The sequence below is a fragment of the Kineococcus sp. DHX-1 genome (genome assembly GCF_042473625.1).
Taxonomy (GTDB): domain Bacteria; phylum Actinomycetota; class Actinomycetes; order Actinomycetales; family Kineococcaceae; genus Kineococcus.
In genome coordinates, this window is the sequence record NZ_CP170445.1 from 2,798,952 (window position 1) to 2,817,791 (window position 18,840).

14 protein-coding genes are annotated in these 18,840 nt (G+C 74.7%); 9 read left to right on the forward strand and 5 right to left on the reverse strand.

The genetic code is table 11. The annotated features are described in order from the left end of the window. The first annotated feature begins 61 nt into the window (after positions 1-61). From ACFEMC_RS13505 to ACFEMC_RS13520, 4 genes are read left to right on the forward strand one after another with little or no spacing between them, the layout of a single operon-like run. Entirely contained in the window at positions 62-1,147 is a 1,086-nt protein-coding gene (locus ACFEMC_RS13505; protein WP_380170113.1) for a FecCD family ABC transporter permease, read from the forward strand. Continuing rightward, positions 1,144-2,235: a FecCD family ABC transporter permease gene (locus ACFEMC_RS13510; protein WP_380170114.1), complete on the forward strand. Its 1,092-nt coding sequence runs from the start codon at positions 1,144-1,146 to the stop codon at positions 2,233-2,235. The genes ACFEMC_RS13505 and ACFEMC_RS13510 overlap by 4 nt, the downstream gene beginning before the upstream one ends. 29 nt (positions 2,236-2,264) lie before the next feature. Then, positions 2,265-3,137, forward strand: coding sequence for an ABC transporter ATP-binding protein (locus tag ACFEMC_RS13515; RefSeq protein ID WP_380170115.1), 873 nt, complete (start codon positions 2,265-2,267; stop codon positions 3,135-3,137). A gap of 53 nt (positions 3,138-3,190) precedes the next feature. Then, positions 3,191-4,129, forward strand: a complete 939-nt coding sequence (locus ACFEMC_RS13520; RefSeq protein WP_380170116.1) for an NAD(+)/NADH kinase — start codon at positions 3,191-3,193, stop codon at positions 4,127-4,129. 29 nt (positions 4,130-4,158) lie between these two features. On the opposite strand, the gene ACFEMC_RS13525 is transcribed toward ACFEMC_RS13520, so the two are convergent. After that, a complete protein-coding gene (locus ACFEMC_RS13525) occupies positions 4,159-5,028 on the reverse strand; it encodes a hypothetical protein (RefSeq protein ID WP_380170117.1) in 870 nt (289 codons plus the stop codon). A gap of 132 nt (positions 5,029-5,160) precedes the next feature. On the opposite strand from ACFEMC_RS13525, the gene ACFEMC_RS13530 reads away from it, so the two are divergent. Continuing rightward, on the forward strand, positions 5,161-5,523 hold the full coding sequence (locus ACFEMC_RS13530; RefSeq protein ID WP_367639485.1) for a PRC-barrel domain-containing protein: 363 nt from the start codon (positions 5,161-5,163) through the stop codon (positions 5,521-5,523). Positions 5,524-5,545: 22 nt separating this feature from the next. Here the strand turns inward: ACFEMC_RS13530 and ACFEMC_RS13535 are convergent, their stop codons facing one another. Further along, a complete protein-coding gene (locus ACFEMC_RS13535) occupies positions 5,546-6,598 on the reverse strand; it encodes a hemolysin family protein (protein ID WP_380170118.1) in 1,053 nt (350 codons plus the stop codon). Next, a complete protein-coding gene (locus ACFEMC_RS13540; RefSeq protein WP_380170119.1) occupies positions 6,595-7,959 on the reverse strand; it encodes a hemolysin family protein in 1,365 nt (454 codons plus the stop codon). The genes ACFEMC_RS13535 and ACFEMC_RS13540 overlap by 4 nt, the downstream gene beginning before the upstream one ends. Before the next feature lie 247 nt (positions 7,960-8,206). On the opposite strand from ACFEMC_RS13540, the gene ACFEMC_RS13545 reads away from it, so the two are divergent. After that, complete coding sequence (locus ACFEMC_RS13545; RefSeq protein ID WP_380170120.1) at positions 8,207-10,450, forward strand: HD domain-containing phosphohydrolase; 2,244 nt, start codon at positions 8,207-8,209, stop codon at positions 10,448-10,450. Between the two features lie 27 nt (positions 10,451-10,477). Here the strand turns inward: ACFEMC_RS13545 and ACFEMC_RS13550 are convergent, their stop codons facing one another. Then, positions 10,478-11,302 carry an alpha/beta fold hydrolase gene (locus ACFEMC_RS13550; protein ID WP_380170121.1) on the reverse strand — a complete coding sequence of 275 codons (825 nt, stop codon included), beginning with the start codon at positions 11,300-11,302 and terminating at the stop codon, positions 10,478-10,480. Positions 11,303-11,306: 4 nt separating this feature from the next. Then, positions 11,307-12,761, reverse strand: a complete 1,455-nt coding sequence (locus ACFEMC_RS13555) for a GuaB1 family IMP dehydrogenase-related protein (RefSeq protein WP_380170122.1) — start codon at positions 12,759-12,761, stop codon at positions 11,307-11,309. 116 nt (positions 12,762-12,877) lie between these two features. Here ACFEMC_RS13555 and ACFEMC_RS13560 point away from each other — a divergent pair, with 116 nt between their 5' ends. The 3 genes from ACFEMC_RS13560 (at position 12,878) to ACFEMC_RS13570 (ending at position 18,745) form a co-directional block, all read left to right on the forward strand. Continuing rightward, entirely contained in the window at positions 12,878-13,651 is a 774-nt protein-coding gene (locus ACFEMC_RS13560; protein WP_380170123.1) for a response regulator transcription factor, read from the forward strand. Further along, complete coding sequence (locus ACFEMC_RS13565) at positions 13,648-14,826, forward strand: sensor histidine kinase (protein WP_380170124.1); 1,179 nt, start codon at positions 13,648-13,650, stop codon at positions 14,824-14,826. The genes ACFEMC_RS13560 and ACFEMC_RS13565 overlap by 4 nt, the downstream gene beginning before the upstream one ends. Before the next feature lie 100 nt (positions 14,827-14,926). Then, the gene (locus tag ACFEMC_RS13570; protein ID WP_380170125.1) at positions 14,927-18,745 is read left to right on the forward strand and encodes a multifunctional oxoglutarate decarboxylase/oxoglutarate dehydrogenase thiamine pyrophosphate-binding subunit/dihydrolipoyllysine-residue succinyltransferase subunit; all 3,819 of its coding nucleotides are present in this window, start codon (positions 14,927-14,929) and stop codon (positions 18,743-18,745) included. Positions 18,746-18,840 lie beyond the last annotated feature (95 nt).

The window sequence follows — 18,840 nt, forward strand, 5'->3', positions numbered from 1 at the left end:
GCCCGAGACCTCAGTCACCGGCGGTGCGCTCCTGGGAGTGGAGAGGCTAACCTCACCTCTCGTGCCCACCTCGACGCCACCGCGGCCGGCCGGTCCCGCGCCCGGCCCCGCCCAGGGTCCCGACGCGAGCCCGCCGCCGACCCGCCGTCGGCGCGTGCACCGCCCCACGGCCCTGCTCGTCGCGCTCGTCCTCCTGCTCGTCGCCGTCACGGCCAGCCTCGCCGTCGGGTCCCGCGAGATCCCGCTGGGCACCGTCGTCGACGCCCTGCGCGGCGCCGGCGGGAACGCCCAGGACGTCCTCGTGGTCCGCGAGCTGCGGGTGCCCCGGACCCTGGTCGGCATCGCGGTCGGCGTCGCGCTGGGGCTGTCGGGCGCGCTCATGCAGGCCCTGACCCGCAACCCCCTCGCCGATCCCGGCCTCCTCGGCGTCAACGCCGGTGCCGCCGCCGCGATGGTCACCGCGGTCGGCGTCCTGGGCCTGACCTCGCGGCTGCAGCTCGTCTGGGCGGCCGTGGCGGGCGCGGCCGTCGTCTCGGTCCTCGTCTACCTGCTGGGGGCGACCGGACGCGGCGGCGCCACCCCGGTGCGACTGGCGCTCGCGGGCACGGCGATCTCGGCGGCGCTGTACGCCTACGTCAGCGGGATGGTCCTGCTGGACACGCGGACCTTCGACCGCTTCCGCTTCTGGCAGGTCGGCACGCTCGCCGGGCACGACCTCACCGTCGTCGCCCAGCTCCTGCCCTTCTTCGTCGTCGGGACCGCCCTGGCCCTCAGCCAGGCCCGTGCCCTCAACGCCCTCGCGCTCGGCGAGGACTCCGGCCGGGCCCTGGGCGCGCACGTGGGCCGCACCCGCGTCCTGACGGCCGTCGCGGTCACGCTGCTGTGCGGCGCTGCGACGGCGGCCGCCGGCCCCATCGCGTTCGTCGGGCTGGCCGTGCCGCACCTGGTCCGCGCGCTCACCGGCCCGGACCAGCGCTGGGTCCTGCCCCTGTCCTGCCTCGTCTCCCCCGCCCTCCTGCTGGTCGGGGACGTCCTGGGGCGGGTCGTCGTCCGTCCCGGTGAGCTGGAGGTCAGCATCGTCACCGCGGTCCTGGGGGCGCCGGTCCTCATCGCCCTCGTCCGCCGTCGCCGGCTGGCCCAGCTGTGAGCGCCGCGAGCTCCGCCGGGGCCGTCCCCCGCCCGCGCGTCGCCGACGGCGCCCGCGCCGGGCGCACCGTCCGGGCCGGGCGCGTGCTGTCCGTGCGGGTCGAGGGCCGCACGGTGGCGGTCTGCGTCGCACTCCTGGTGCTGCTGGCGACGGTCGTGTCGGTCAGCCTCACCACGGGGGACTACCCGATCTCCGTGCCGGACGTGCTGCGCACGCTCGTCGGCCGTGGTGACCGCGCGGACGAGTTCATCGTCCTGGGTCTGCGGCTGCCACGCGTCGTGACGGGTCTGCTCGTCGGGGCCGCGCTCGGCGTCGCAGGGGCCGTCTTCCAGCTCGTGACGCGCAACCCGCTGGGGTCGCCCGACGTCATCGGGTTCACCTCCGGGGCCGTGACCGGCGCCCTCGTCGTCCTGCTCGTCCTGCAGCTCGGCGGCTGGGCCGTGTCCTTCGGCGCGCTGGTCGGCGGCGGGGTCACCGCTGCCCTCGTCTACCTGCTGTCCAGCCGCGGCGGCGTGCAGGGGTACCGGCTGATCCTCGTCGGCATCGGCGCCTCGGCCGTGCTGCAGGCGGCCAACAGCTACCTGCTCACGCGGTCGCGCGTCGAGGACGCGCAGGCCGCCCAGCTGTGGATCACCGGGTCCCTCAACGGCCGGGGCTGGGAGCAGGCGACCCCGCTGGGGATCGGCCTCGCCGTCCTGCTGCCCGTGCTCCTCGTGGCCGGCCGGTCCCTGACGCTGCTCGACCTCGGCGACGACGCGGCCCGGGCCCTCGGCGTCGACGTGGGCCGCACCCGCGCGCTCGTCCTCGTCCTGGCCACCGCGCTGACGGCCCTGGCCGCCATGGCCGCCGGGCCCATCGCCTTCGTCGCGCTCGCCGCCCCGCAGGTCGCCCGGCGACTGACCGGCGCGGTCGGGGCCGGCCTCGTCACCGCCGGCCTCACCGGTGCGCTCATGCTGCTCGTCAGCGACCTGGCCGCCCAGCGCGTCTTCGCCCCCACCCAGCTGCCCGTCGGCGTCGTCACCGGCGCCGTGGGCGGCCTCTACCTCGCCTGGCTGCTGGTCTCGCAGTGGCGCCGCGGACGCGGCTGAACGTCGTGACCCAACGATCGGAGAAACACGTGGACACCCGGCTGCGCGGCGTCGACCTCACCCTGGCCTACGACGACCGCACCATCGCCCGCGACCTCGGCGTGGAGATCCCCGACGGCTCCTTCACCGTCGTCATCGGCCCCAACGCGTGCGGGAAGTCGACGCTGCTGCGGGCGCTGGCGCGGATGCTGAAGCCGAAGCAGGGGGCGGTGTACCTCGACGGCGAGGAGATCCACTCCCTGCCCGGCAAGGAGGTCGCCCGCCGGCTGGGCCTGCTGCCGCAGACCGCGACGGCCCCCGACGGCATCACGGTGGCCGACCTCGTGGCCCGCGGTCGGTTCCCGCACCAGAAGCTGCTGCGCCAGTGGTCGCGCGACGACGAACGCGCCGTCGACGCCGCGATGGCGTGGACGCGGGTGAGCGACCTGGCCGACCGGACCGTGGACGAACTGTCCGGCGGGCAGCGCCAGCGCGTGTGGATCGCGATGGCCCTGGCGCAGGAGACGCCCATCCTGCTGCTCGACGAGCCGACGACGTACCTGGACATCGCGCACCAGATCGAGGTGCTCAACCTCTGCGCGCAGCTGCACGAGGAGCAGGACCGGACGATGGTCGCGGTCCTGCACGACCTCAACCACGCCGCGCGCTACGCCACGCACCTCGTCGCGATGAAGGACGGCGCGGTGATGGCCCAGGGCGACCCGTCGCAGGTCGTGACGGCCGAGCTCGTGGAAATGGTGTTCGGCCTGCCCTGCGTCGTCGTGCCGGACCCGGAGACGGGGACGCCGCTCGTCGTGCCCCGCGCCCGCACGAGCCGTCTCGGCCGGGACGCCCAGCCGCACCACCAGCCGCACCACCAGCCGCACCAACAGCACGGCGTCGGCACCCGGGAACCGGCCTGACCTCCCGACCCCCCGGTCCCGTGCCCGGGCGCGAGCCCCTTAGCGTGTTGCAGGTGCACCCCGGACACGTCGGCCGCCTCGGACTCGTCGTGCACCCCGTGCGCGACACCGTCGAGCAGGCCCGCGTCGTCGAACGCTGGGCGCTCGAGCACGGCAAGGAGGTCGTCGGGCTCCGCACGGACGCGACCCGGTTGCCGGACTCCGTGACGCGGGTCGGGGTCGAGGAGTTCGCCGCCACCGTCGACGCCGTCGTGAGCCTGGGCGGGGACGGCACGATGCTCGGCGCCCTGCGCCTCGTCGCGGGGAGCAAGGTGCCCGTGCTGGGCGTGAACCTGGGTCACCTGGGGTTCCTCGTCGAGCTCGAGCCGAGCGAGCTGCCCGGCGCCCTGGAGCGCATCGCCGCCGGGGACTTCACCGTCGAACCGCACCTGTCGCTGCGCACCGAGCTGCACACCGGCGACGAGCGGCGCGAGGCCGTGGCGTTCAACGACATCGCGCTGGCCCGCACGCCGGGCAAGGGGATCGTGACGGCCGCGCTGTCGGTGGCCGACCAGCGCATCGGCTACCTGCGCTGCGACGCCGTCGTGCTGGCCACCCCGACGGGGTCGACGGCCTACAGCTACGCGGCGGGCGGGCCGGTCGTCTCTCCCGCCGCCGACGCCCTCCTCGTCACCCCCGTGGCGCCGATGTCCGGCATCGGCCGGCCCATCGTCCTCGGCGTCGACGAGACCGTCCGCCTGGAGCTGCTGGAGGGGTCCGGACCGCCCGTGGTCGAGGTCGACGGGATCGCCGCCGGCGAACTGCCGCCGGGGTCGGTCATCGAGGTGCGCGCCGAGCGCGACGCCGGGCACGTCATCCGCCTCGACGCCGCCGGTCACGGCCGGCGGGCGCGCGTGAAGCTCAGCCTCCTCGACCTGCCGCTGCTGCCCGAGGAGATGCTCGAGCTGGTGCCGAAGGAGTTGCGCCGCAGCGAGACCACGCGCTCCCGCTGACCCCGTCGGGGCCAGCGGGAGCGTCGGGCTCAGGGGGTCGCGGTGGCGTCGGCGGTCGACCGGGCCGTCGGGAGCGCCGACGCCGGGGCGCTCGCGTCCTGCTGCACGGCGGACCGTCCTGTCGAGGTGGCTGTCGGCTCCGACGTCGACCGGCTGCCCGACGTCGGGGTGTCCGTGGGCGAGCTCGTCGAGGTCGGGTCGTCCGTCGCCGTCGCCGTCGCGGTCGCGGTGGCGGACGAGGTGGGCTCGTCCGTCGACTCGGCCGTCGCCGTGTCCGTGCTCGTGGCCGTCGCGGTGTCCGTGGCGGTCGCGGTGTCCGTCGGGGTCGCCGACGGGGTGTCCGTCGGGGTGGGGGTGGACGGAGCCTGGGTCAGGGAGTTCCCGACGATGCCCTGGCTGACGGGCGACGTGGTCCCCTGCCGCTCGGCCGCGACGCTCTGGCCGCTGACGGACTCGTAGACGAAGATCCCGCCGACGCTCAGGACGAACGCCAGGACGCCCAGCAGGACGGCGTTGCGCGCGCGGAACCCCTTGCGCCGCGGCGGTTCCGGCGTCGGGGACCCCGGGACGGGCGCGGGCCGGCCCTCCTCGACCGGCGGGTCCGCGCGGTCGGGGTGCTCGTCCTGCGCCGGCGGGACGGGCCCGGTGCGCCGTTCGCGCGCCTTGCGGGCGGCTTCCAGGACACGGTCGCGGCTCGCGCCGAGGTAGTGCCCGTAGATGGCCGCGGCCGTCGAGGCGATGACGCTGCCGAGCGCCGCGCCGACGAGGGTGCCGTAGGTGCCGAGGGACTTCAGTCCGGCCAGCAGGACGGCGGAGGTCACGGCCGCGCCGGCTCCGCCCGCGATCTGCAGCCAGTTGATGGTCAGGGTCGTCCGCGTGGGGGGTGTCTGCTCGCTCATGCCGCCACCCATGGTCGCAGGCGTCCCGCGGCGGTCCGGGCAACGCCCCGGTCGGGTCCTGTGAAGGCCCTGGTCCGGGCTCCGCGGGGGGCGAGGTCGCGCCGACGGGCCGGCCCCGCCAGAGTGTGGGCCATGACGATCCTCGTGCAGGACCTGAACCAGTGGAAGGGCGCGCCCGTCCTCGACGTGAGCGACGCCAAGGTCGGGACCCTCGCGTCCGTGTACGTGGAGGCCGCCACCGACGAGTGGCTGTTCGCCGCCGTCGAGACGGGGCTCGTGGGGTTCAAGAAGGTCGTCCTCGTCCCGCTGGACGGCGCCGCCGTCGGCCGCCACGACATCCGGGTCGCCTTCCCCAAGGAGACCGTCAAGGCCGCCCCCACGTTCGGCACCGACGAGGAGCTCGGCCCGGACGACGAACCGCGCATCTACGCCCACTACGCCATGGACTACGCCCCCGCCGACACTCCGAGCGGACGGCGGCTCGCGCGCCGCTGAGCCGCCCGCGCCCGCTCCTGGCTCAGGAGCGGGCGCGCTGCATGGCGTCGCTGACCTCGCCGACGAGCTCCTCCAGCACGTCCTCGAGGAAGACGACGCCGGTCACCGCACCGTCGGCGTCCACGACGCGCGCCAGGTGCGCCCCGGTGCGGCGCATCGCGGCGAGGGCGTCCTCGACCTCCTCCCCCGCGCCGAGGGTGCCGAGCGCGCGGATGCGCTTCTCGGGCACGGGCTCGGCGTAGCGGTCGGGGTGCTCACCGGGGTCGGCGTAGAGGATGTCCTTGAGGTGCAGGTACCCGTGCAGGTCACCGGCCGGGTCCACGAGCGGGAACCGGCTGAACCCCGTGCGGGCCACCAGGGCCTCCACGTCGGCGGGTGAGGACCCGACGGGCAGCGTCCGCAGGTCCGCCAGCGGGACGGCGATGTCGCCGACCGTGCGGTCGGAGAACTCCAGCGCACCGGTGACCAGGCCCCCGGAGTCGTCCAGCGTCCCCTCCCGGCGGGACTCCGCGACGATCGACTGCACCTCCTCGACGGTGAACGCGCTGGACACCTCGTCCTTGGGCTCGACGCCCATGAGCCGCAGCGCGGCGTTCGTCAGCGCGTTCAGCGCCCGGATGAGCGGGCCGATGACCCGGCCGATCGCCACCAGGGGCGGGGCCAGGACGAGGACCGCGCGGTCCGGGCCGGCGATCGAGAGGTTCTTGGGGATCATCTCCCCGACCACGACGTGCAGGTACGTCACGATCGACAGCGCGATGACGAGGGAGACGGGGTGCACGAGCACCTCGGGCAGGTGCACGGCGTGGAAGAGCGGTTCGAGCAGGTGCGCGATGGCCGGTTCGGCCACGGCCCCCAGGCCCAGGGAGCACAGCGTGACCCCGAGCTGGCACGCCGCCAGCATGAGGGACACGTGCTCCATCGCCAGGAGGGCCGACCGGGCGCGGGCGCTGGTCTCGGCGAGCGGCTCGATCTGGCTGCGCCGCGCGGACAGCACCGCGAACTCGGCGCCGACGAAGAACGCGTTGCCCAGGATCAGCAGGGCGGCCACGACGAGGGATGCCTGGTTGCTCACCGGGAACCCCCCTCCGCCGCGGCCGGCTCGGCGTCCACCGCGGCACCCGCCTCGGGACCCGGGACGGGGCGGGGCCGCAACCGCAGCCGCTCCACGCGCCGGCCCTCCATGCGCGCCACGCGCAGGACCGACCCGTCGACCTCGACCTCGTCCCCGACGACGGGGATGCGGCCGAGCCGGGCCATGACGAACCCGCCGACCGTCTCGTAGGCCGGGTCGTCCGGCACCTCGACGTCGGTGGCGTCGCGGACCTCGTCGGGCCGGGCGAGGCCGGGCACCGTCCACGACGCGTCGCGGTGCTGGCGCAGCCCCCCGCGGTCGCGGTCGTGCTCGTCGGAGACGTCGCCGACGATCTCCTCCACCAGGTCCTCCAGCGTCACGACACCGGCCGTGCCGCCGTACTCGTCCACCACCACGGCGAGCTGCAACCCCTTCTGCCGCAGCTGCAGCAGCAGCGGTTCGAGCGTGAGGGAGTCCGGCACGCGCCGGGCGTCGGTCATGAGCGCCGCCGCGGGCACGTCGTGCCGGCGGGACGGCGGGACGGCCACGGCCGCCTTGAGGTGGACGACGCCGCGCACGTCGTCGTCGTCGTCGCCCGTGACGGGGAACCGGGAGTGTCCCGTCGCGCGGGCGCGGGCGACGACGTCGGCCGCGGAGTCCTCCAGCCGCACGACCTCCATCCGCACCCGGGGGGTCATGACGTCGGCGGCGGTCTGGTCGCCGAACAGCAGCGAGCGGCTGATGAGGTTCGCGGTGCCCTCGTCCAGGGTCCCCATGTCGGCCGAGCGGCGGACCAGCGCCGCCAGCTCCCGGGCCGAGCGGGCCCCGGACAGCTCCTCCTGCGGTTCGACGCCGATGGTGCGCAGGAACCAGTTGGCGCTGCCGTTCAGGACGCGGATGAGCGGACCCGTGAACCACGTGAACCCGCGCTGCAGCGGCGCGACGACACCCGCCGTCCGCAGCGGCACCGACAGCGCGAGGTTCTTGGGGATGAGTTCGCCCACCACCATGGAGAACGCGGCGGCGATGACGACGCTGACGATCCCGGCGACGGTGTCGGCGAGCCGTTCGGCCAGACCGAGGGCGGTGAGGGGCCCGTTCAGCAGGGAGGCCAGGGACGGTTCGGTGAGGTAGCCGACGAGCAGCGTCGTGAGCGTGATGCCGACCTGGGCGCCCGACAGCTGCGTGGACAGCGTCCGCAACGCGGGCAGGACGCCGGCGGCGCGCCGGTCACCGTCCTCGACGGCCTTCTCGACGGTGAACCGGTCGAGGGTGACGAACGCGAACTCGGCCGCGACGAAGACGGCGGTGCCGAGGGTGAGGACGATCCCGACGAACAGGAGGAGCCACTCGGTCAGCACCCGGGGTCCCCCGGTGAGAGCTCCCCGGCGACCGCCGGGCGCGGATGGTGACTGCTGGAAGGAGGGTCGGAGTCGACCCGTGCATCTGAGCTCATGGCGCTCCCGATGGTAGTGGCACGTTCCGGGACCGGGCCCGCCCAGGCCCGGCGTCCACGGTCGGCGCAGCGGCACCGGCCCGCGCGCCCCCGGGCGGGTGAAACGTCCCGGGAACGGCTCAGGAGGCCGCTCGCGGCGCCGAGACAGGACCGTGACCGCAGGACCCACCCAGAGCTACGGCCGACAGGCGCCGGCCGTCCGCTGGCGTCCCCGTCCGGTGCTCGCCGTCCTCGTCCGCCTCACGGCGACGTTCGGTCCGGTCCTCGTCGCCCTCGCCCTGGGGGCCGCGGCTGCCCGGTGGCTGCCGGCCGACCGCGTGGGGCTGCCCGGTCTCGCGTGGCTGGTCCTCGTCGTCGCCGCCTCGAGCGCCGTCCTGTTCGGCCTGACGCGCTGGCTGCGCCGCCTCGTGCCGCTGTCGGCCCTGCTGCGGCTCAGCCTCGTCGTCCCGGACAAGGTCCCGAGCCGCTTCGCCGTGGCGCGCCGGACGTGGTCCCCCTCGACGCTCCCCCGCGCCGCGAGCGGCGGGGCGGGCGACCGGCTGCTGCACCTCGTCGGGGCGCTGGCGACCCACGACGCGCGCACGCGCGCCCACGCCGAGCGCGTCCAGGCCTACGCCGCCCTCATCGGCCGCGAGATGGGCCTGTCGTCGCCGGACGTCGACCGGCTCAGCTGGGTGGCGCTGCTGCACGACGTCGGCAAGGTGCACGTCCCCGTCGAGATCATCAACAAGGCCAGCCGCCCCACCGACGAGGAGTGGGCCTGCCTGCAGCAGCACCCCGCCCACGGCGAGCACCTCGTGGAACCGCTGCGCGACTGGCTGGGCGACTGGCTGGACGGCGTCGTGCAGCACCACGAGCGCTGGGACGGCCAGGGCTACCCGACGGGGCTGGCCGGCACCGGGATCTCCCTCGCGGCGCGCGTCATCGCCGTCGCGGACACCTACGACGTCATCACCTCGGCGCGGTCGTACAAGAAGCCGATGACCGCCGAGCAGGCTCGCGCCGAGCTGACCCGTTGCGCCGGAGCGCAGTTCGACCCCGACGTCGTCCGCGCGCTGCTCGGCGTCGGGATCGGCCGGCTGCGCTTCGTGGCCGGCCCGACGACGCTGCTCGCGTCGCTGCCCGGGGTGGGCTCGGCGCCGGCGCAGGCGGCCTCCGGCCTGTCCGCGGCCGCGCAGACGGCCGGCGGGCACCTGCTCGGGGCCGTGCTCACGGCCTCCCTCGGGGTCGGCACCGGCGCCGTGGCCGCCGGCGCCGTCGCCGACGTGCTGCCCGTCCAGGTGGCGCAGGCCGCGGTCGAGAGCGCGTCGACGGCCCCCTCCCCCGCCATCCCGTCGCCCGCGTCCCCGTCGCCCACCCCGTCGCCCACTCCGTCGAGCCCGCTCGCCGCGACGCCCGCCGTCCCGGGCTCCGCCGGCGCGCCGGTCGACCCGGCCACGACGTGGACGCCCCGGGCCGGTGCCGACCCCTTCCGCCCGCTGACGACCCTGAGCGGCGCGGCCGCCTCCGCGGGGGCCGTGCCGTCCGGCGGCTCGACGTCCGCGGGCACCCCCGCGCCCACCCCGTCGGGCACCCCCTCCGGCACGCCCGCGCGGACTCCCGGCAGCTCGTCGAGCACCCCGTCGGGGGGCGGTGGCGGTGGTGGCGCGGCTCCGGCCGGGACGCCCACCGTCCCGACCGGCCGTCCCACCCCGGCTCCCACCGCCGCCCCCACCGGCGCCCCCACAACCGCCCCCACAACCGCTCCCACGGGGACGCCGACGTCCGTCCCGAGCACCTCGCCCACGGCCACGCCGACGAGCTCCCCGACGCCCACGGCCACCTCGACCCGCACGCCGACCGCGAGCCCCACCGGCAGCCCGACGCGCACGCCGACCGCGACCCCGACCGGCACGCCCACAGCCGGCCCGACCCGCACCCCGACCGCGAGCCCGACCAGCACCGCCCCGACGGCGAGCCCGACGCGCACGCCCACGACGAGCCCGACCACCACCAGTCCCACCACCAGTCCCACCGCCAGCCCCACGAAGACCGCCGGCGCGGACTGCGCGCGGGCCCGTGCCGGGGCCCGGGACCTCTCCGGGGCCCGACTGGACGGGTGCAGCCTGTCGGGCGTGGACCTCAGCGGCCGCGACCTGCGGGGAGCGGTCCTCACGGGCAGCAACCTCACCGGCGCGAACCTCTCGGGTGCGGACCTGCGGGGTGCCGTCCTGGACGGTACGTCCCTGACCCTCGCGAACCTCAGCGGCACCGACCTGCACGGGGCGACGTTCCGCGGGGCGACCCTGGTCCTGACCAACCTGTCCGGGGCGCACTGGGACAGCAGCACCTTCGCCGGGGCGGTCGTCCTGTCGGTGACGGGGTTCCTGGGGACGCTCGCGGGATCCTCCCGCTGACGGCCGCACGGGGCCGCCGGGCCCGCCTCAGAAGAGCGTGTCGCCGCCGAGGAACGTCTCGAGCGGGGTGACGCAGCGGCGCGCCGCCCGCAGCAGGGAGTCGTGCCCGCAGCCGCCGGCCACGAGGGCCGTCGCGGTCGGGACGGCCGCGGCCATGGCGTGCGCGGCCGCGCCGAAGAACGCCGGGGACTTCTCCCCCGTCAGCAGCAGGGCGCGCGCCGGGAGGTCGGCGTAGACGTCGGCGGGTCCGTCGAACTGCAGACCGGCGCGCGTCTCGGCGAGCACCTGCGGCAGGCGGGCCGCGGTGGAGCGTCCCCACTCGGTGCGCGCGAGCACACCGCCCAGGAGCCGCTGGACGCGCTCGGTGCGGGCCACGGCCTGCAGCGACGACGTCCGCAGGTGCCGGTCCAGGTGGGCCAGCGCCAGCTCGGGGGCGTTCGTCGCGAGCGCCCGGGCGGCCTGCTCCAGCGCCTCCTCGGGCACCGACCCGTCGATGGGCAGGACGGCGTCGTAGACGGCGACGCGGTCGACGCAGCGGTCGAGCAGCCCGGCCGTGGCCAGCAGTGCGACGAGCCCGCCGAGCCCGTGGCCCAGGACGAGCCGGGCCCCGGTGCGCGTGAGGACCGCGCCGAGCAGGGCCACGTCGTCGGCCACGGCGTAGCGCGCCCCGTCCCGGCCGGTCTGCTCGCGGTCGTACCGGTGGACGGTGAAGCGGGCCGCGAGCCGGTCGGCGAGCTTGCCGTAGTCGGCCGCGGGCCGTGCGCCGTGGACGAGGACCAGCCCCGGCCCGGCGCCGGACGTGAGGACGTCGACGGGCGAACCGTCCGCCCGCCGCACGCCCTCGAGGATCAACCGGTCACCACCCGGTGGGGAGCGGGCGGCCCTCGTCGTAGCCGGCCGAGGACTGCAGGCCGACGACGGCGCGCTGCGCGAACTCGGGCACCGTGCGCGCGCCGACGTAGGTGAAGGACGACCGGACGCCGGAGGTGATCTGGTCGAGCAGGTCCTCCACGCCCGGCCGGGCAGGGTCGAGGTGCATGCGCGAGGAGGAGATGCCCTCCTCGAACAGACCCTTGCGGGCGCGCTGGAACGGGGAGTCGGCGCGGGTGCGGGCCGCGACGGCGCGCGCGGAGGCCATGCCGAAGCTCTCCTTGTACTCGCGCCCGCCCGCGTCGACGGCGAGGTCGCCCGGGCTCTCGTGGGTGCCCGCGAACCACGAGCCGACCATGACCTGGCTCGCCCCGGCGGCCAGGGCGAGGGCGACGTCGCGGGGGTGGCGCACACCGCCGTCCGCCCAGACGTGGCCGCCGAGCTCGCGCGCGGCGGCGGCGCACTCCAGGACGGCGGAGAACTGCGGGCGCCCCACGCCGGTCATCATCCGCGTGGTGCACATGGCGCCGGGGCCGACCCCGACCTTGACGATGTCCGCCCCGGCCTCGATGAGGTCCCGCACGCCCTGCGCCGTGACGACGTTGCCCGCGACGACGGGAACGGCCGGGTCCAGGCCCCGCACGGCGCGCAGCGCCTCGAGCATCTTCTCCTGGTGCCCGTGCGCGGTGTCGACGACGATCGCGTCGATCCCCGTGTCCAGCAACGCCTTCGCCGTGGACGCGACGTCGCCGTTGATGCCGACGGCGGCTGCGATGCGGAGCTTGCCCCGCGCGTCGAGCGCAGGCTTGTAGACGGTGGAGCGCAGCGCGCCGGTCCGGGTCAGGGCACCGACGAGGACCGGCCCGTCACCGTCGTCGCGCACGACGGGCGCGAACCGGCGACGGGTGGCGTGCAGGACGCCGAACGCGGCCTCGAGGTCGTCCTGGACCGAGGCGTCGACGGTCACGGGCTCGCGGCTCATGACCGTCCCGACCTGCGTGAAGCGGTCGACGTCGGCGCAGTCGGCCGGGGTGACGACCCCGAGGACGTGCCGGTGCTCGTCCAGGACGACGGCCGCCCCGTGCGAGCGCTTGGGGATCAGCGCGAGGGCGTCGGCCACCGTGTCGTGCTCGCGCAGGACGACGGGCGTCTCGAAGACCGGGTGGCGGTCCTTGACCCAGGCGACGACCTCGGCGACGACGTCGAGCGGCAGGTCCTGCGGGAGCACGACGAGGCCGCCGCGGCGGGCGACGGTCTCGGCCATGCGCCGGCCCGCGACGGCCGTCATGTTGGCGACGACGACCGGCACCGTGGTCCCGGTGCCGTCGTCGGTCGACAGGTCGACGTCCAGCCGCGAGGTCACCGCCGACCGCGACGGCGCCAGGAAGACGTCGTTGTAGGTGAGGTCGTGGCGGGGCTGCTGGCCGTCGAGGAAGTGCACGGCACCAGGGTAGTTGCGCGGCACGATCGGGAGAGCGTGTGCAGGGCTCGTGCACACAGCCGCCGTCCGGCTGCTGTCCGGGTTCAGCGGGCCCGGACCGTCCTACGCTGGCCGTCATGAGCATCGGAACCACGTCGGCGCCCCAGGGTGGCGGGCACCAGAACGGCCAGCCGCCGCGCACGGCCGTCGTCGTCGAGGACGAACCCACCATCGCCGACGCCGTCGCCCGCCGGCTGCGGGCGGAGGGCTACACCGTGGAGACGGCCGGGGACGGGCCGTCGGGCGTGGAGCTGTGCGAACGGGTCTCCCCCGACGTCGTCGTGCTCGACGTCATGCTCCCCGGCTTCGACGGCCTGGAGGTCTGCCGCCGGGTGCAGGCGTCGCGGCCGGTGCCGGTCCTCATGCTCACCGCGCGCGACGACGAGACCGACAAGCTCGTGGGCCTCGGCGTCGGCGCCGACGACTACATGACCAAGCCCTTCTCGATGCGCGAGCTGGTCGCCCGCGTCAACGGCCTGGTGCGGCGCGTCGAGCGCGCCCGGGCCCTCGTGGGCGCGCCGGAGCCGACGACGGAGGCCATGCGCTTCGCGGTCTCCGACGGCGAGCTGGAGATCGACCGCGCCCAGCGCCGCGTCCGCCGCGCCGGGAACGAGGTGCACCTGACACCGACGGAGTTCGACCTGCTCGTGTGCCTGGCCGAGTCCCCGCGCACGGTCCTGACCCGCGAGAAGCTGCTGGAGGAGGTCTGGGACTGGGTGGACGCCTCCGGCACCCGCACCGTCGACAGCCACGTGAAGGCGCTGCGCCGCAAGCTCGGTGCCGACCTCGTGCGCACCGTGCACGGCGTCGGCTACGCCTTCGAGCCCTCCGGCGGCCAGGAGGCCCTGTGACGAGCGGCCCCTCCCCCGACCCCGCGGGCACGGGCCTGACCGGCCCCATCCCCATCAGCGGGGCCGCCCACGACGCCCGCGTGCGCGCGGCGAAGACCGCCACCCGCCGGCCCTGGCCGGACGTCCGGCCGCTGGACCCGGTCCACTCGATCAAGACCAAGCTCGGCCTGCTCGTCGCGGCGTCGGTCACGCTCGCCTCGCTGTTGGTCTGGGCCGGCCTGCGGCTGGCCGAGATCCACATCGGTCCCCGCTACACGCTGCCGGCGTCGATCGTCGTGACGCTCGTCTTCACGCAGCTGCTGGCGCGGGGCATGACGTCGCCGCTGCGCGAGATGACGGCCGCCGCGCGGGCGATGGCGACCGGCGACTACTCCCGGCGCGTGCGCTCGACGTCCAACGACGAGGTCGGCGAGCTGGCCGACGCCTTCAACCGCATGGCCGAGGACCTCGAGGCCGTCGACCGCGAGCGCCGCGAACTCGTCGCCAACGTCAGCCACGAGCTGCGCACGCCCGTCTCGGCGCTGCACGCCGTCATGGAGAACCTCGTCGACGGCGTGACCGAGCCGGACCAGGAGACGCTCAACACCGCACTCGCGCAGACGGAGCGGCTCGGCCGGCTCGTCGAGCAGCTGCTGGACCTGTCCCGGCTGGACGCCGGGGCCGTCGAGCTGGACCGCGAGTACCTCGCGCTGGAGCCGTTCCTGGCGCAGGCGACCCGCGCCATGAAGATGACGGGCCGCGACGTCGAGTTCGTGCTCGACGTCGACCCGCCGGACCTCGACGTGCTCGTGGACTCCGCGCGCCTGCACCAGGTCGTGGCGAACCTGCTGGACAACGCCTCCCGGCACTCCCCGCCGGGCGGGAAGGTGTTCGTCTCGGCGGTGGCCGTGGGCCAGGTCGTGCGCATCACCGTCCAGGACCAGGGGCCGGGCATCGCCGACGCCGACCGCGAACGCGTCTTCGAGCGGTTCCAGCGCGGCAGCGCGCGCACCGACGGCGGCACGGGTCTGGGCCTGGCCATCGCCCGGTGGGCGGTGCAGCTGCACGGGGGCACGATCCGCGTCGCGCCGACCCCGCCCGAGGGCGGGTGCCGCATCGACGTCCACCTGCCCAGAGTCACCGATGAGGCACCTGGTGTGACGAAGACCGCAGGACCGGCCACGGCCCGCCCCTAGGGCGGCGGGCAGCCGCATACCACACCGGGATAGGGTGGACGGGCGCCCGCAGTCGATCACGAACACCCGTTCGGTCATCCAGGAAGAAGGCGACACCGCCGTGCCATCACAGCCCTCGCACCACGAGGACAAGATCGCAGCCACCTTCGGTCCCAACGAGTGGCTCGTGGACGAGCTGTTCGAGCAGTACAAGGCCGACAAGAACTCCGTCGACAAGGCGTGGTGGGACTTCTTCGAGGACTACTCCCCGGCGGAGAACCCGGCCGGGTCGACGAAGTCCTCGGGCGCGAACGGGACGAACGGCACCAACGGCTCCGCTCGGGGCGGGAGCACGCAGGCGCAGGACAAGGGCACGACGGGGTCCACCACCTCGACCACGCCGCCGCCGCCCGCCCCCACGCCGGCGCCCACCCCCGCGCCGGCGAAGGCGCCCGCGGAGCCGGCGGCGAAGGCTCCGGCGAAGGCCCCCGCGAAGGCCCCCGAGAAGCCCGCGGACGCGCCGGCGGCCCCGGCGCAGGACCCGGCGCAGGACCCGGCGCAGGACACCGTCTCCCCGCTGCGCGGCCCCGCCGCCCGGGTCGTGACGAACATGGAGGAGTCCCTCGAGGTCCCCACGGCGACGAGCGTGCGGGCCGTGCCGGCCAAGCTGCTGGTCGACAACCGCATCGTCATCAACAACCACCTCAAGCGCGCCCGCGGCGGCAAGGTGTCCTTCACGCACCTCATCGGCTTCGCGGTCGTCGAGGCCCTGTCGGCCATGCCCTCGATGAACGCCGCGTACACGACGGACGCCAAGGGCAAGCCGGCCGTCCTGCAGCCGGCGCACGTCAACCTCGGCATCGCGATCGACCTGCCCAAGCCCGACGGTTCGCGCCAGCTCATGGTGCCCGCGGTGAAGGAGTGCGAGTCGAAGGACTTCGCGGAGTTCTGGGCCGCCTACGAGGACGTCGTGCGACGGGCCCGCGGGGGCAAGCTCACGACGCAGGACTTCGCCGGCACGTCGATCTCCCTGACGAACCCCGGCACCATCGGGACGGTCCACTCGGTCCCCCGGCTGGTCAAGGGCCAGGGCGCCATCATCGGCGTCGGCGCGATGGAGTACCCGGCGGAGTACCAGGGCGCCAGCGAGGAGACGCTGACCCGGCTGGCGGTCAGCAAGGTCATCACGCTGACCTCGACGTACGACCACCGCATCATCCAGGGCGCCGGGTCCGGGGAGTTCCTGCGGATCGTGCACACCAAGCTGCTCGGGGAGGACGGGTTCTACGACCGCGTCTTCCAGGCGCTGCACATCCCGTACCAGCCCATCCGCTGGACGCCGGACATCTCGATCAGCCACGACGACCAGATCAACAAGACCGCGCGGCTCGTGGAACTGATCCACGCGTTCCGCGTGCGCGGCCACCTCATGGCCGACACCGACCCGCTGGAGTACAAGCAGCGGATGCACCCCGACCTCGAGATCGAGACGCACGGCCTGACGCTGTGGGACCTCGACCGGGAGTTCCCCACCGGGGGTTTCGGCGGCAAGGCGCACATGAAGCTGCGCGACGTCCTCGGCGTGCTGCGCGACTCCTACTGCCGCACCGTCGGCATCGAGTACATGCACATCCAGGAACCGGACCAGCGCAAGTGGATCCAGGACCGGGTGGAACGCCCCTACGCCAAGCCGACCGCGGCCGAGCAGCTGCGCATCCTGCGCCGCCTCAACGCGGCCGAGGCGTTCGAGACGTTCCTGCAGACGAAGTACGTGGGGCAGAAGCGCTTCTCCCTCGAGGGCGGGGAGTCCGTCATCGCCCTCCTCGACGCGCTGCTGTCGCGCGCCGCGACGAACGGGATGGACGAGGTCTGCCTCGGCATGGCCCACCGCGGCCGCCTCAACGTGCTGACGAACGTGGCGGGCAAGAGCTACTCGCAGGTGTTCCGCGAGTTCGAGGGCATGCAGGACCCCCGCACGGTGCAGGGTTCCGGTGACGTGAAGTACCACCTGGGCACCGAGGGCACGTTCACGGGCGAGGACGGCGAGCAGACGAAGGTCTACGTCGCGGCGAACCCCTCCCACCTCGAGGCCGTCGACCCGGTGCTCGAGGGCGTGGCGCGGGCCAAGCAGGACCGCATCAACCTCGCCGGCGCCTCGTTCCCGGTGCTGCCCGTCCTCATCCACGGCGACGCGGCCTTCGCCGGCCAGGGCGTCGTGGCCGAGACGCTGAACCTGTCGCAGCTGCGCGGGTACCGCACGGGCGGCACGGTGCACGTCGTCATCAACAACCAGGTCGGGTTCACCACGGCCCCGGCGTCCTCGCGCTCGTCGGTGTACTGCACCGACGTCGGCCGGATGATCCAGGCGCCGATCTTCCACGTGAACGGCGACGACCCCGAGGCGTGCGTCCGCGTGGCGCAGCTGGCGTTCGAGTTCCGGCAGGAGTTCGACAAGGACGTCGTCATCGACATGGTCTGCTACCGCCGCCGCGGTCACAACGAGGGCGACGACCCCTCGATGACGCAGCCGCTCATGTACAACCTCATCGAGAAGAAGCGCTCGGTGCGCAAGAGCTACACCGAGGGTCTCATCGGCCGCGGCGACATCTCCGTGGAGGAGGCCGAGGAGGCGCTGCGCGACTACTCGGCCCAGCTCGAGCGCGCGTTCGCCGAGACCAAGGGCACGAAGAACGGCGGTTCCGGCGACGGCGACAGCCGCGGTGGCCTGGAGAAGCCGTCCGCGCAGGAGGCCGACGAGCAGGCGCCCGCGCAGGCCCGCGAGACGGCCGTCGACGCGGCGGTGCTCAAGCACATCGGCCAGGTGCAGGCGAACCCGCCGGAAGGCTTCACCGTGCACCCCAAGCTGCGTCAGCTCCTCGACAAGCGCGCGCAGATGTCGACCGAGGGCGGGATCGACTGGGGCTGGGGCGAACTGCTCGCCTTCGGCTCGCTGCTCATGGAGGGCACCCCGATCCGGCTGTCGGGCCAAGACTCCCGCCGCGGCACGTTCGTCTCCCGGCACGCGGTCCTCACCGACCGCGTGACCGGCGCGGAGTGGACCCCGCTGCTCTACCTGGGCCGCGAGGGCGCCGAGCAGGGCAAGTTCTGGATCTACGACTCCCTGCTCTCGGAGTACGCCGCGATGGGCTTCGAGTACGGGTACTCCGTCGAGCGGCCCGACGCGCTGGTGCTGTGGGAGGCGCAGTTCGGCGACTTCTTCAACGGCGCGCAGACCGTCATCGACGAGTTCATCGCCGCCGGTGAGCAGAAGTGGGGCCAGCGCTCCTCCGTCGTCCTGCTGCTGCCGCACGGCTACGAGGGCCAGGGCCCGGACCACTCCTCGGGCCGCATCGAGCGGTTCCTGCAGCTGTGCGCCGAGGACAACATGACCGTCGCGGTCCCGTCCACGCCCGCCAGCTACTTCCACCTGCTGCGGCGGCAGGCCTACGCGCGCCCGCGTCGTCCGCTCATCGTCTTCACCCCGAAGTCGATGCTGCGCCTGAAGGCGGCGACGTCGGCCGTCGAGGACTTCACGACGGGCACGTTCCAGGAGGTCATCGGCGACCAGGGCGGGCTCGACCCCGCGCAGGTCGACCGCGTCCTGATGTGCTCGGGGAAGGTCTACTGGGACCTCGTCGCCGAGCGCACCGCGCGCGGTGACACCTCGACCGCGATCGTGCGCCTGGAGCAGCTGGCCCCGCTGCCCGTGCAGCAGGTGCTCGCGGTCCTGTCGCAGTTCCCGAACGCCGAACCGGTGTGGGTGCAGGAGGAACCGGCGAACCAGGGCGGCTGGTGGCACGTCGCGATGGGCCTGTTCCCGTCGCTGGCCGCCAAGCTGCGCCTCGTGTCCCGGCCGGCGTCCGCCTCCCCGGCCGCCGGGTCGGCCAAGCGCCACCAGGCCGAGCAGCGGGCGATCGTCGAGGACGCCTTCCGCCGCTGATCCACGGCCCGCGCACCTCGGACCCCGTCACCCGCGCAGGGTGGCGGGGTCCTCGCGTGCGACCGACTATCCTCGCCCCGGACCCCAGACCCACC

What these genes read in the sequence shown, in the direction of transcription:
- ACFEMC_RS13560 (WP_380170123.1), top strand. Translation starts at nt 12,878, where the DNA reads ATGAGCATCGGAACCACGTCGGCGCCCCAGGGTGGCGGGCACCAGAAC.
- ACFEMC_RS13525 (WP_380170117.1), bottom strand. Translation starts at nt 5,028, where the DNA reads ATGAGCGAGCAGACACCCCCCACGCGGACGACCCTGACCATCAACTGG.
- ACFEMC_RS13530 (WP_367639485.1), top strand. Translation starts at nt 5,161, where the DNA reads ATGACGATCCTCGTGCAGGACCTGAACCAGTGGAAGGGCGCGCCCGTC.